10 protein-coding genes and 1 tRNA gene are annotated in these 13,333 nt (G+C 73.4%); 5 read left to right on the top strand and 6 right to left on the bottom strand.

The window, feature by feature from the left end:
* Positions 1-2 precede the first annotated feature (2 nt).
* The 3 genes from ABZW30_RS01375 to ABZW30_RS01365 form a co-directional block, all read right to left on the bottom strand.
* Positions 3-1,151 carry an HTTM domain-containing protein gene (locus ABZW30_RS01375; RefSeq protein ID WP_355669042.1) on the bottom strand — a complete coding sequence of 383 codons (1,149 nt, stop codon included), beginning with the start codon at positions 1,149-1,151 and terminating at the stop codon, positions 3-5.
* A gap of 116 nt (positions 1,152-1,267) precedes the next feature.
* Positions 1,268-1,924, bottom strand: a complete 657-nt coding sequence (locus ABZW30_RS01370) for a DUF5819 family protein (RefSeq protein ID WP_355668947.1) — start codon at positions 1,922-1,924, stop codon at positions 1,268-1,270.
* Positions 1,925-2,005: 81 nt separating this feature from the next.
* Complete coding sequence (locus ABZW30_RS01365; protein WP_355668946.1) at positions 2,006-3,220, bottom strand: rhodanese-like domain-containing protein; 1,215 nt, start codon at positions 3,218-3,220, stop codon at positions 2,006-2,008.
* 248 nt (positions 3,221-3,468) lie between these two features.
* Between ABZW30_RS01365 and ABZW30_RS01360 the strand changes: the two genes are divergently transcribed.
* A complete protein-coding gene (locus tag ABZW30_RS01360) occupies positions 3,469-6,255 on the top strand; it encodes a SpoIIE family protein phosphatase (RefSeq protein ID WP_355668945.1) in 2,787 nt (928 codons plus the stop codon).
* A gap of 85 nt (positions 6,256-6,340) precedes the next feature.
* On the opposite strand, the gene ABZW30_RS01355 is transcribed toward ABZW30_RS01360, so the two are convergent.
* The gene (locus ABZW30_RS01355; protein ID WP_355668944.1) at positions 6,341-7,117 is read right to left on the bottom strand and encodes a hypothetical protein; all 777 of its coding nucleotides are present in this window, start codon (positions 7,115-7,117) and stop codon (positions 6,341-6,343) included.
* Between the two features lie 193 nt (positions 7,118-7,310).
* Positions 7,311-9,077: a phosphatidylglycerol lysyltransferase domain-containing protein gene (locus ABZW30_RS01350; RefSeq protein WP_355669041.1), complete on the bottom strand. Its 1,767-nt coding sequence runs from the start codon at positions 9,075-9,077 to the stop codon at positions 7,311-7,313.
* Positions 9,078-9,475: 398 nt separating this feature from the next.
* On the opposite strand from ABZW30_RS01350, the gene ABZW30_RS01345 reads away from it, so the two are divergent.
* Both ABZW30_RS01345 and ABZW30_RS01340 read left to right on the top strand, forming a co-directional pair.
* The gene (locus tag ABZW30_RS01345; RefSeq protein WP_355669040.1) at positions 9,476-10,126 is read left to right on the top strand and encodes a response regulator transcription factor; all 651 of its coding nucleotides are present in this window, start codon (positions 9,476-9,478) and stop codon (positions 10,124-10,126) included.
* Complete coding sequence (locus tag ABZW30_RS01340; protein WP_355668943.1) at positions 10,123-11,271, top strand: histidine kinase; 1,149 nt, start codon at positions 10,123-10,125, stop codon at positions 11,269-11,271. The genes ABZW30_RS01345 and ABZW30_RS01340 overlap by 4 nt, the downstream gene beginning before the upstream one ends.
* A gap of 91 nt (positions 11,272-11,362) precedes the next feature.
* On the opposite strand, the gene ABZW30_RS01335 is transcribed toward ABZW30_RS01340, so the two are convergent.
* A tRNA-Leu gene (locus ABZW30_RS01335) sits at positions 11,363-11,446 on the bottom strand.
* A 435-nt stretch (positions 11,447-11,881) separates the two neighbouring features.
* Between ABZW30_RS01335 and ABZW30_RS01330 the strand changes: the two genes are divergently transcribed.
* Together ABZW30_RS01330 and ABZW30_RS01325 are read left to right on the top strand one after the other, a co-directional pair.
* Positions 11,882-12,733, top strand: a complete 852-nt coding sequence (locus ABZW30_RS01330) for a DUF3662 and FHA domain-containing protein (RefSeq protein WP_355668942.1) — start codon at positions 11,882-11,884, stop codon at positions 12,731-12,733.
* Between the two features lie 46 nt (positions 12,734-12,779).
* Positions 12,780-13,319, top strand: a complete 540-nt coding sequence (locus ABZW30_RS01325; protein WP_355668941.1) for an FHA domain-containing protein — start codon at positions 12,780-12,782, stop codon at positions 13,317-13,319.
* Positions 13,320-13,333: the final 14 nt, after the last annotated feature.

Below are 13,333 nucleotides of genomic sequence, written 5' to 3'. Positions count from 1 at the left end.
TCCTAGGCGGCGGGGCTCCGGTCCCTCCGCCCGGCAAGCCCGGGAGGCCCGTTGAATCCGATCCGCCCCAGCCGCGCCGCCACCCGGAGCAGGGCGCCGGTCGGCAGGAACACCGCGTCCGCCGCGACCATCGCGAGCGAGAACACCGGCAGCCCGAGCACCACCGCTATCCCCAGGTGCTCGGCCATCATCACCACCAGCAGCACGTTCTTGACCCGCCGGTTGAACAGCGTGAACGGGAAGGCGACCTGCAGGATCACCGTGCCGTACGAGATCAGGAACACCGGCAGCAGCGCCGAGCCGACCAGCGCGGACAGCCCCGGCCAGGGGGTGAAGTAGTCCAGGTGCAGCGGGTAGTACAGCGCGGTGCCGTCCTGCCAGCGTGAGCCCTGCACCTTGTACCAGCCGGCCGTGGAGTAGATCAGCACCACCTCGGCGGCGATCACCAGCATCGCGCAGTTGTGCACCATGTTCGCCAGCGCGTCGAGCACCGCCCGCGGCTCGCCCCCGGGCCGCAGCCGCCCGAGCACCCACCAGAGCCCGGCCACCGCCCAGAGCCCCCAGAACAGCGGCGACCAGCCGAGGTACGGGAAGGTCGGGCCGCTCCAGGTCAGGGTGTCGCCGGAGAAGTCACCGAACTGACAGGCCGCCAGCACCGCGCCGAGCAGCGCCCAGAGCACCACCCCGGACCACCCGGCTCGGGTGCGTCGGGAGTCCAGCGACCAGACCTCGGCGCAGCGGGTGAAGACCAGGTAGACCGCCATCAGGTGGACGACGTTGTCCCCGCCGTCGCCGAGGAGGACGCTGCGGTTCTGCAGCGACAGCACGGTGACCAGGAACAGCACCGTGCTCGCCCTGGTCCGCCAGCCCAGCAGTACCGCCAGGGCGGCCAGCACGGCCAGGTGGTAGACCAGCTCGAACCAGAGCCGCCCGCCGAACCAGGGCAGCACGGTGAACGCCCCGTTGTCGGCCAGCATCCGCTGGGCGAGCTCCATCGACCAGGGCGAGCGGTCGCCGTACAGCACCCGCCGGTTGGGCCACTCGCGCAGCAGGTAGGCGAGCCAGACCAGCCCGAAACCGATCCGCACCACCGCGGCCTGGTGCCGTCCGAGCACCCGCCCGGTGAACGCCTCCGCCGCCCGCCCGAGCACCGCCCCCGGCCCGCCGGGCGGCACCACGGGGACGGGCGGCGGCCCGCCCTGCCGCGGAACGCAGTCCAGCAGCCCCGGCTGTGCGGGCTCCACCGGCTGCGAAGCCCGTACCTCGTTCACCCGATCCCCCGGTAGTCCTCGTCCCCGACCGCCCACCACGGCAGCTCCCGCACCTTGGGCGCGGGCGGCGCGGCCTCACCGCTCCAGGAGGGCGGCGGGACGGTCGCCGAGGTCACCCGGAACTCGATCTCCAGCACCCGCTCGCCGTCCACCTCCCGGCCGATCCGCTGCAGCGCGATCCGCTTGAGGTACTGCTCGGCGAGTCGGCCGCGCGGATTGGTCTGCTTCTCGTCCTGGTCGTGCGAGCCGTCGTAGAAGTCCCAGGCGCGGCGCAGCAGGTTCTGGTCGACGTGGCTGGGCGCCGGGTTGCCCCGGATCGCGGCGAGGTCCTGCGCGGTCAGCCCGATCCAGTCACGGGTGTGGGTGGTGCCGCCGTCGGCGACGGTGCGCACCCGGGCGTCCACGCTGATGTTCTGCTGCAGCGGGTTGGGCGCGAACAGCTTCCAGTTCTGCTCGAACTCCGGGTAGATCACGCCGTCGATCTGGTCCCGGTACTGCCGGGACAGCGAGTTCGCGGGCGCGACGTGCAGGAACACCGCGGCCAGGAACAGCCCGGTGCCACCCGCCAGCAGCGCCCCGGCCAGGCCGAGGACGAGCTGCGCGGGCTTCGACCAGACCCGCCCCGAGGCGGGCCGGTCCGTGGTCTCCGTCATGGCCTCCCCCGCCCGAAACGGCGCGCCGCCGGCCCGTACCGGCGCGGCGCGCGCCCATCCTCCCCCGCCGACGGACGGGGCCTACAGGACGAAGGCCGCCTGGCCGCCGCTGCTGACCATCGGACGGCCCGCACCGTCCCAGGCGTACATCCCGCCGTCCACGTTCACCGCGTCCAGGCCCTGCTGGACCAGGTACTGGACGACCTGCGCGGAGCGGCCGCCGACCCGGCAGAGCACGTACAGCTTCGCGTCGGGCAGCTCGCCGATCCGGGCGATCACCTCGCCGATCGGGATGTGCAGCGCGCCCTCCACGTGGCCGGCGTCCCACTCGTCCTGCTCGCGCACGTCCAGCAGGGCGGCGTCGGCCGGGACGGAGGCGGCGTCGGTGGTGGGGATCTGCGCGAACATCGTGTGGCTCTCCTGGTGGGGGTACCGCCCGGCCGAAGGCTGGGGGAAGGTCGGGTCCGTCTCATTCTCGCCCACCGGCACCGTTGCGGGGGCACCGAGCAACCGCTCCAGCTCGGCCTGCTGCACGGCGGCCTTGGCGAGCAGTTCCTCGGCGAGCTGCTCCAGCAGCCCGTCCGGGTCCTGCGGGGCAAGGGCGAGCAGCTGGCCCATCGGGGTCCGCTCCAGCCGGACCTGCTCGGTGGCGGTCTCGGCGATCTTCGCGGTCAGCCAGTCCAGCCGGCGGCGCAGCCAGTCCAGCCGGTCGGGGGAGTCGAGGGCGGGCGCGGCCTCCGGCGCGGTGGACCACTCGGCGGCCAGGCCCTCCAGCGCGGCGGCGTCCCCGTACGCGTAGGCCTCGTTGACCCTCACCAGGAAGGCCGCCCGGCGCTGCTGCTCGGCCGGGTCGGTGCTCAGGTCGGGGTGGGCGCGGCGGACCAGCTCGCGGTAGATCCGCTGGGCCTCCTTGCCGGGCTTCACCCGGGCCGGCGCGGCGGGCGGCGGGGCGGCCTCGGGGTGCTCCTCCCCGGCCTTCTCCCGCACCGAGTCGAACAGGGCGTCCAGGTCCGGCAGCTCCTCGACCTGCTGCCGCGCCTCGGCGGCCCGGCGCACGTCCTCGGGCCGTCCGGTGCGGGCCGCGACGGCCTCGGCGACCAGCGCGTCCAGCTCGTCCAGCCTGGCGTAGAGCGGGCCGAGCAGCTGATGATGGATCAGTGCGAAGTTGTCGATCTCGACCCGCAGCGTCTGCACGTCCACGTCCATGCTGAGCCAGGCGAGTTCGGCCGCGGCGACCCGCTCCTCCAGCTCCTGCTGCTCCGGGTCCGTCCACCGAACGGGGCTCTGCGCGCTCACTTCTCGCCTCTGTCTCGTCCGGCCGGCAGGGTCCTGCGGAACCGCCGCGGGGGCGGCCCGGCCTGCCACCCTACCGTCGCGCGGGCAAGCCCCGTCCGGGTGAAGCGGGGGTACGAACCGGCGCGCGGCACGTGACACGCAACCGATCCTGATGAATCTCCCCGTTTCGGTGTCGTGCCCGGCCCGGTCCGTGCTTCGCTGGTATCCGCACAGCGTGCCTTCCTCCGGAGAGACGGCCGCCTCCAGGCGTGGCGACCAGGCGGGAGCAGACCCAATCCATGGTGGCCGAGTCCAACTCCACACCGCGCCCGGCGGGCGCCGAAACCGCGCCGGGCGACCATCCGAGCGGGGTGGCCGCCCTGCTCCGGCTCGCCCTCGTCCAGGTCGACCGGACCGGACGGATCACCCAGTGGAGCCGGGCCGCCGAGGAACTGTTCGGGCACCGCGCCGAGGCCGCCACCGACCGCCCCGCCTCCGGCCTGCTGCCCGCCCTGGAGTCCCGGGTGCTCGGCCGCTGCGCCGTACGCCGACGCTGCGACGCCCTCGACACCCTGGCCGAGCTGACCGCCGACGGCCGCTCCTGGGCCGGCCGGCTGACCGTGACCGACCGCGAGGAGCACCAGCGCGACGTGCTCTGGTGGGCCTACCCGCTGCCCGGCCCGTCCGGCGGACTGCTCGCCCTGGCCGCCGACGCCCGCCCGCTGCGCACCACCGGGCCCCGGCTCGCGCTGGGCGAGCGGCTGCTGCCGTTCGCCGCCGCCCCCGCCGCCCGGGGCGGCTTCCACGGGCTGACCGCCACGCTCACCCCGGCCGCCGCCGCGCTGCCCGAGCCGCTGGCCCGGCTGCTGCCCGCCGCCCACCGGGCGCCCTTGTCGGAGGCGGTGGCACGCGGCGGGCTGCCCGCCCTGCGGCTGGACGCGGCCACGGTCCTGCCGGTGCTGCCCTCCGACCCGCAGAGCGGCGCCGCGCACGCGGCCGCCGGCCTCGGCCGCCGCTACCCGACGCCCCAGCAGCGCGCCGCCCGGGTCGGCCCGCCGCCGCAGCCCGAGCAGTCCATGTCCGGCCGCCGTCCGACCGGCCCGCTGCCCGCCCAGTGCGAGGCGGCCGACCGACCCGCCGCCCAGCCCGCCGCGGTCGGCGGCGGGCTGGGCGCGGCGGGCACCCCGTCCGTCCCTCCCCCGGCCTCCGGCCGGGAGGTCCCCTCACCCACCGGAGGAGGAGCCACCATCGAGCAGCAGGCCACCGCCGTCGCGTCGTCCGCCGACGGCCTCCCGCCCCGCCGCGCCGACCAGGCCCCGTCCGGCGCCGTCCCGGCCCCCACCTGCGCCGAGGGCACCCCCAGCGGACGGCTCGGCCCGTTCCTCACCAACGGGCAGGCCGGCGAGCAGCTGGCACTGCTGAACGAGGTCGGCGGCAAGGTCGGCACCACCCTGGACCTCGGCTTCACGGCCCGCGAGCTGTGCCAGGTGCTGGTCCCCCGGGTCGCCGACTTCGCCTGCGTGGACCTGGTGGACGGGCTGATCTCGGACTCCGAGTTGCCGGTCGCCCGCCCGGACGACGACACCATGCTGCGCCGGGTCGCCCTGGTGTTCAACGAGACCGGCGGCGTCTGGGACCACGTGCTCTCCGAGGGCTCGCTGGTCAGCATGCCCCGCCGCACCCCGCCCGGGATGGCCCTGCAGCTGAACCAGCCGGTGCTGGTCCCGGTGGTCAGCGCGGACGTCGCGGTCGACTACGCGATCGCACTCGGCGGCGCCCGGCTGGTCCCGGTGGTCTCCGGCCGCTCGATGCTGGTGGTGCCGCTGTCCGCCCGGGGCACCGTACTGGGCATCCTCAAGCTGCTCCGGCTGCCCGACCGCGCCCCCTTCGACGAGAGCGACGCCGCCACCCTCAAGGAGCTGGCGGTACGGGCCGCGCTGTCGCTGGACAACGCCCGACTGCACCGCGCCGAGGCCAGGGTCGCCACCACCCTGCAGCGCTCGATGATCCCGACCCGCCCGCCGCAGATCCCCGGCGTGCAGATCGCCCACCGCTACCTACCCGGCGACCCCAAGGCCGAGGTCGGCGGCGACTGGTTCGACGCGATCCAGCTGCCCGGCAGCCGGGTCGCCCTGGTGGTCGGCGACGTGATGGGCCACGGCATCCACTCCGCCGCCGCGATGGGCCGCTTCCGCACCGCGATGCAAACCCTCGCCGCACTGGACCTGCCGCCCGGCCAGCTGCTGCGCCACCTGGACAACCTGGCCCACAAGCTCGGCGACGACCACCTGGCGACCTGCCTGTACGCGGTCTACGACCCGATCAACCGGACCTGCGAGCTGGCCAGCGCCGGGCACGTGCCGCCCGTCCTGGTGCACCCGGACGGCACCGGCGAGCTGCTGGAGATCCCGGCCGGCGCGCCGATCGGCGTCGGCGGGGTGCCGTTCGTCGCCAAGACCATCGACGTCTCGGACGGCTCGATGCTGGTGCTGTGCACCGACGGCCTGGTCGAGGTGCGGGGCGGGGACATAGGAGCCGGTCTGGCAGCGCTGTGCGGCAACCTGATCGACCCGCAGCAGAGCCCCGAGCAGGCCTGCGACGAGGTGCTGCGGCGGCTGCACTCGGACGACCGCAAGGACGACGTCGCCCTGCTGGTGGCCCGTTTCGACGGGGTCGCCCCGTCCGAGGTGGCCACCTGGGACCTCACCGTGGAGCACCGCGAGGTCCGCCGGGCCCGCTCGCTGGTCCGCGAGCAGCTGGCCGCCTGGCACCTGGAGGCGCTCAGCGACACCACCGAGCTGCTGGTCAGCGAGCTGGTCACGAACGCCGTCCGGGTCGCCCGGGACACCGTCCAGCTCCAGCTGATCCGGGTGGACAAGCTGCTGGTCGAGGTCAGCGACGACAACCACAACCTGCCCTCGCTGGAGCCGGCCGAGCAGCTCGGCGAGACCGGCCGCGGCCTCACCCTGGTCACCAAACTCGCCGAACGCTGGGGCACCGCCCGCAAGGCCGTGGGGAAGGTCGTCTGGTTCGAGCTCCCCCTCCCACACGCGTGACGGCCGCGTACGGGCACACTGCGAACCAGTGGGCTGGCGTACGCGGCCGACACCGCAGATGCAGTGTCCCCGGATGCTGGGTCTCTCAGGGGATGACGGCCCCCGCCGAACGGCGCCGCCCGGCCTCCACCGCGACCTCCCGGGAGGCGACCGCGGCCACCGAGGTGGCGGCGCCGACCCCGGCCAGCACCCGCGGCCAGAGGTCGCCGAAGACCTCGACCGAGCCGGCGATCAGCAGCGCGGTGACCACCGCGACCACGTGCTCCAGACCGGCCAGGTTCGGCAGCACGACCGCCTCGCCGACCATCAGGGCCACCACCAGGGCGGCGGTGAACCAGGCCCGGCAGCGGAACGCGATGCAGATCGCCAGCGCCACCACCGCGGCCGACGGCCCGGTGTCCCGCACAAAGGCGACCCACTTCGGGAAGCCGAACAGGTGGCCCGGCCCGATCGCCACCCCGACCCGGGCGAACAGCGTGCCCGTCAGGGTGCAGGCGTAGGCGACCACCAGGGTCATCCGCCGGCCGAGCACGACCTCGGCGATCGCGAAGACCACGAACACCTGGGCCAGCGCCCCCCAGACCGGCAGGTCCAGGGCCGGCACGTACAACGACAGCGGGGTCCGCAGCAGCGAGACCTCCATCGGGAGCGAGGCCCGCACCACCCCGATGTGGTTGACGAAACGCTCGCCGCCCGGCAGGTGCTGGACGATACTGAACAGCAGGATCAGAGACGTCGCCACCGTGGCCAGCGGGAACGTGGCGAACTTCCTTCGCACCACCGCGTCCCGGACCGTCACGTACAACGTTCCCCACTCGGCGACAGCGGCCGCGCCGGCTAGCGCCAGCGGCCCCTTTCGCACGCCCCCCGCGTGGGTCCTGTGAATCACAACCGTTTCTCCCGAATCCCCGAACTACTCAGCTACCCCAACATTAGAAGCCACTTAACAAATCCACATCGGCATGGATGGGGATTGAGGTCATCCTCAGGGGGGAGAAGAATCCCCCCACCGGATCCCCCATTCGACCGAGGGCCCCTCCGCCCCCGACGGAGGGCTACTTCCCGTCCCGTGCCGCCACCGGCACCCGGGGAGCCACCACGGCGGTCTCGGCGTGCCGGCGCCGGAACAGGGCGGGCAGGCTCGGCGCGACGATGAACCCTTCGGCCCGCGCGCTCGCGATGCCGATCCGCGGGATCTCGCTGCTCTTCTCGAACAGCAGGTAGCGCGGCTCCCAGATCGGCCGGTACTTGGCGTTCGCGCGGTACAGCGACTCGATCTGCCACCAGCGCGAGAAGAACCCGAGGACGGCGCGCCACAGCCGCAGCACCGGTCCCGCGCCGAGCCGCGAACCGCGCTCGAAGACCGAGCGGAACATCGCGAAGTTCAGCGAGACCCGCTTCAGCCCCACCTCGTCGGCGCGCTGCAGCAGCTCGATCACCATGAACTCCATCAGGCCGTTCTCGGTGTCCCGGGCCCGGCGCATCAGGTCCAGCGAGAGCCCGTCCGGGCCCCACGGGACGAAGCTCAGCAGCGCCGCGAGCTCGCCGTCCCCGTCGTGGCACTCCAGCATCACGCAGCGGCCGTCGGCCAGGTCGCCGAGCCGACCGAGCGCCATCGAGAAGCCGCGCTCGGTCGCGCCGTCGCGCCACTCGTCGGCCTTGGCCACCAGCCGCGCCATCTCCGCCTCGGAGATGTCCTCGTGGCGGCGGATCCGCACCGTGTACCCGGCCCGCTTGACCCGGTTGTACGCCTGCCGGACCACCCGCATCGCGCGGCCGTCCAGCGAGAACTCGTCCAGCTCGACGATCGCCTCGTCGCCCAGTTCCAGGGCGTCCAGCCCGTGCCGGGCGTAGATCACACCGGCCTCCTCGGAGGCTCCCATCACGGCCGGCGCCCAGGCGTGCTCACGGGCCTCGGACAGCCAGGCCTCGATCGCGCCCGGCCAGGCCTCCGGGTCGCCGATCGGGTCGCCCGAGGCGAGCGAGACCCCGCCGACCACCCGGTAGGTCACCGCCGCCTTGCCGCTGGGGGAGAAGATCACCGCCTTGTCCCGGCGCAGCGCGAAGTAGCCCAGCGAGTCCCGCTCGCCCTGCTTGTCCAGCAGGCCGCGCAGCTTCGCCTCGTCCTCGGGGTTGAGCAGCTCCGTGCCGCGCGGGCTGCGGAAGGCCATGTACAGCACCAGCAGGAACAGCACCGCGCCCATCGCGTTGATCGCGGCGTTCACCCAGGTCGGCGTGGCGATCACCGAGCGCAGGTGCTCGGACGGGGTGATGGTGATCATCCGACCGACCGAGTAGCGGAAGAGGTCCCAGAAGCCGGCGCCGTTGAGCTCGTTGGTGGCCCAGACCAGCAGCCCGCCGGCCAGACCGCCGAACACCAGACCGCTGACGAAGGTGGCCGCCGCGGTCTTCGGGTTGGAGCGGTCGCCCTTGGACGTGAACTCCTTGCGCCCGATCAGCAGCGCCAGCACGAACAGGCAGGTCAGGATGGTGGAGATGTAGTTGAGCGGGTGCTTGCTGAACCGCTCGCCGGGCAGCACCATGACCGCCAGGTACAGCAGCGCGAACACACTGCCGAGCGCCGCGTTGAAGATCCACGCGGCCCGCTTGCGACGCCGCATCGCGATCGCGAGGAAGACCGACAGCACCGCGGCCGCCAGGCCCGAGGTCATCAGGTACGGCGTGAAATACTCACCCTCGTTGTGCTCGGAGACCTGGTTACCCCAGGGCACCAGCAGCACGGTGGCGACGTTCAGCAGGGCCAGCAGCCGGAGGTACCAGACGGAGGCCACGGCGGCCCTCGGCCGCCAGCGGTCGAGCAGCCCGCCGGGCCGGGGCCCGGTTGACGTGGCGGACGGCTCCGGCTTCACAGTGGACGACACAGCTCAATTCCAAACGATCAGATGGTGGGGCGCATCCGCAGGGCCCGGCGCCGGGCGCCCGCACGGGCCCGACGGACTGACCGGCCGCCCCCGCCCACCGGCCGCCCGCAGGGAGCGGCGGGCCGGAAAGGGCAGCCAACTCCATGGTTGCCCACCGTTCCTGAGAATTACGTGAACCGGGTAGCCGATTCCCGCCCCCGCCGAACGGCGGGGGTGGGCACCCCCCATGCGTTCGGCGTCCTGCCGTCACTACCCCTACTCTCAAAAGCGATCCCCGCGGACCGCCCGAACCCGGCCGCCCGAACCGAGGAGGCACCATCACCACCACCCGCGTGCTGATCGTCGACGACGAGATCCTGGTCCGCTCCGGCCTGGGCCTGATCGTCGGCTCCGCCCCAGACCTGGAGGTGGTCGGCGACTGCTCCGGCGGGCAGGCCGAGGACCACGTCCAGCGCCTGCGTCCGCACGTGGTGCTGCTCGACATCCGGATGCCGGACCTCGACGGCATCTCCGTGCTGCGTCGCCTACGGGCCCTGCCCGACCCGCCCGCCGTGGCGATGCTCACCACCTTCGACACCGACGAGTACATCGGCACCGCGCTGCGGGCCGGCGCGGCCGGCTTCCTGCTCAAGGACACCGCCCCCGAGCAGCTGGTGCACGCCGTCCGGGTGCTCGCGGCCGGCGGCAACATCCTCTCCCCGACCGTCACCCGCACCGTGATCGGCGGCTACGTGGACGGCGGCGGCCCGGACGCCGAGGCCACCGCGCTGGCCCGCACCCTCACCGGCCGGGAGCTCGACGTGCTCGCCCTGCTCGGTGAGGGCCTGTCCAACGCCGAGATCGCCGACCGGCTGTTCCTCGGCACCGGGACGGTCAAGGACCACATCAGCGCCATCCTCGGCAAGCTCGGCGCCGCCAACCGGGTGCAGGCCGCCGTGCTCGCCCACCGGGCCGGCCTGGTGCGGCCCAAGCCCGGCGACGGGGCATGACGGCCGCCGACCCGCTGCCGTCCCGCCGGCTGCCGGCCTGGTGCTCCGCGCCCTGGCTGATGCTGCTGCTGCCTGTCCTGTACTCCCTGCTGGACGCCGCGCTGGTGGCCCGGGACGCCACCTGGTGGCAGTTCTCGCTGTCCACGCTGGCCGCCGTCGCGCTGTTCTGGCGCCGCCGCTTCCCGGTGGCGGTGTTCCTGCTCACCATGCCCGGCAGCTGGGTCGAGGAGATCTGGCTGGCCCCGATCACCGCCGTCTACACGGTGGCCGCCGAACGCCCCGGGCGCCGGGTCCTGATCCCCTGCGGGACCTTGTTCGCCCTGGTCTCCTTCTTCCACTGGCCGCTGCCCGACAACGTCTTCGACCTGAGCCGGGCCACCGCCCTGGACGCCATCCAGGCCGTGATGCTGGCGGGCGGGCCGGCCGCCACCGGCCTGCTCTCCCGCACCCGGCGGGAGCTGGCCGCCCGGCTGGACGAGCTGACCCGCGGCCAGGAGCGGGAGAGCCGGCTGCTCGCCGAACGGGTGCTGATGAGCGAGCGCAGCCGACTCGCCCGGGAGATGCACGACGTGGTCTCGCATCAGGTCAGCCTGATCAGCATCCAGGCCGGCGCGCTCCAGGTGAGCACCGGCGACCCGGCCGCCGCGACCGTCGCCCGCACCATCCGCGAACTGTCCGTACGGACCCTGGACGAGCTGCGCCAGATGGTCGGGGTGCTGCGCGGCAGCAGCGGCCCGCTCCCGGCCGCCCCGCTCGCCCCACAGCCCCGGCTGGCCGACCTGCCCCGGCTGATCGAGGAGAGCGGTCTGACCGCCGACGCCGAGCTCAACCCCGGCGACCGCCCGTGGCCGGAGGCGGTCGAGCGGGCCGCCTACCGCACCGTCCAGGAGGCGCTCACCAACATCACCAAGTACGCCCCGGATGCGGTGGTGCACGTGAGGGTCCGGGCGAAGGGCCGCCGACTGCGGGTCGAGGTCCGCAACGAGGCGCCGCCGGTCCACCCGGCCGAGACCCTGCCGGGCGGCGGCCACGGGCTGGTCGGACTGCGCGAGCGCGCCCAGCTGCTGGGCGGTACCCTCACCGCCGGCCCCACCCAGGACGGCGGCTTCGAGGTCCGCGCCGAGCTGCCCGCCACCCGCTCCTGACCCCGGCCACCCGAGCCGGCGCGACGGGCCCGAGCGGGCTCCGGGACGACAAAAAAGCCCCGCAGATCCGAAGATCTGCGGGGCTTCGCTGTGCGCGAGGGGGGAGTTGAACCCCCACGCCCTTTCGGGCACTGGAACCTGAATCCAGCGCGTCTGCCTATTCCGCCACCCGCGCATGGGTGTTGTCTTCTTTGCCGACCTTCCCTCAGAACCGCTCGGTACCATGTGGTCTTCGCGCTTCCTCGGTCCGGCTTCCCTTCCGGGCGGCCCTTCCGACGTGGAAAACAGTAGCACGACCTGGAGGGCAGCTCCGAATCCGTATCCGGGGGAGACCGACCGCATCCGAACGGGTGCGCGACGAACGGGTGACCGAGGGGCGGGAGACCGCTCCGACCGGCGCACCTGGCGTGCCGTACCCGAAATGCGTCACCCTGTGTGTCCGAGCCCACCCCGGGGTCACGACGCGGTCCGGGAACCGTACGGAAGGGCCCGGCGTGGATACGATCAGTACGGAAGTACCGCAAGTAGGCACGACCGACTCCCGGGAGGACCACTCCCCGGAGAGACCCGGCCGGCAGGCAGGCGAACGAACCCTGGAAGGGGGTGTCCCATGGGAATGCTGAAGAAGTTCGAGCAGCGGCTGGAGGGTCTCGTCAACGGCACCTTCGCCAAGGTGTTCAAGTCCGAGGTCCAACCCGTGGAGATCGCCGGCGCTCTGCAGCGCGAGTGCGACAACAACGCGAGCATCTGGAACCGCGACCGCACCGTCGTGCCGAACGACTTCATCGTCGAGCTCAGCCCCCACGACTTCGAGCGGCTCAGCCCCTACTCCGGCCAGCTCGGCACCGAACTGGCCGGCATGGTCCGCGAGTACGCCGAGGCCCAGCGATACACCTTCATGGGCCCGCTCCAGGTGAACCTGGAGAAGGCCGACGACCTGGACACCGGCCTGTACCGGGTGCGCAGCCGCACCCTGGCCGCCGAGGAGCCCCAGCAGTACGCCCCGCCGCAGCCCGGCTACGACCGCCAGCCGGCCGCCCCGGCCCCCGGCGCGCCATGGCAGCAGGGCGGCGCCGGACAGTACAGCGCGCCCCCGCCGCCGGCTGCGCCCCCCGCGATGCCCCCGGCCCCGCCCGCCGGCGGCAACGTCCGCGCCTTCCCCGGCGCCGGCCACGGCGCCTCGGTCCGCCGCTGGATCGAGGTGAACGGCGCCCGCCACCAGATCACCGGCGCGGCCTGTGTGCTCGGCCGCTCGACCGAGGCGGACGTACGGATCGACGACCCCGGGGTCTCCCGCAAGCACGCCGAGATCCGCCCCGGCACCCCTTCGATGGTGCTCGACCTGGGGTCCACCAACGGCATCGTGGTGGACGGGCAGCACACCCAGCGCGCTACGCTCCGCGACGGCTCCCGAATCGTCGTGGGCTCCACCACCATCGTCTACCGGCAGGTCGAAGGGTAGTGTCCGAGTTGTTCGCGCGCCTCGCTCACCGACTGGCGGGACGGCCATGTCAGAACTGACCCTGACGGTCATGCGGCTGGGTTTCCTCGCCGTGCTGTGGCTGTTCGTCATCGTCGCGATCCAGGTGATCCGCAGCGACCTGTTCGGCACCAAGGTGAACCCCCGCACCTCCCGCCGCGGCGCCAACGCCACGTCGGGCGGTACCCCGGCCGCCACGGCCACCGCACGTCCGGCGCCCGCCGTCGGCGGGTCCGCCCCGGGCCAGACCCAGGGCGGCGGCCGCCGCCGCGGCGGCCCGACCCAGCTCGTCGTGGTGCAGGGCTCGCTGGCCGGAACCACCGTCGCGCTGCAGGGCCAGACCATCACGCTGGGCCGCGCGCACGACTCCACCATCGTGCTGGACGACGACTACGCGTCCTCCCGGCATGCCAGGATCTATCCGGATCAGACTGGGCAGTGGACGGTCGAGGATCTAGGCTCCACCAACGGCACCTATCTGGACCGGCAGCGCCTGACCGCGCCCACCCCGCTCCAGCCGGGCATGCCGATCCGTATCGGCAGGACCGTCATCGAACTGCGGAAGTAGTAGCGCATGAGGGC

It is taken from the genome of Kitasatospora sp. NPDC004669, assembly GCF_040609455.1.
Lineage (GTDB): Bacteria > Actinomycetota > Actinomycetes > Streptomycetales > Streptomycetaceae > Kitasatospora.
Note: the sequence above shows the minus strand (reverse complement) of the source record. Positions and strands in the feature narration are given on the sequence as shown.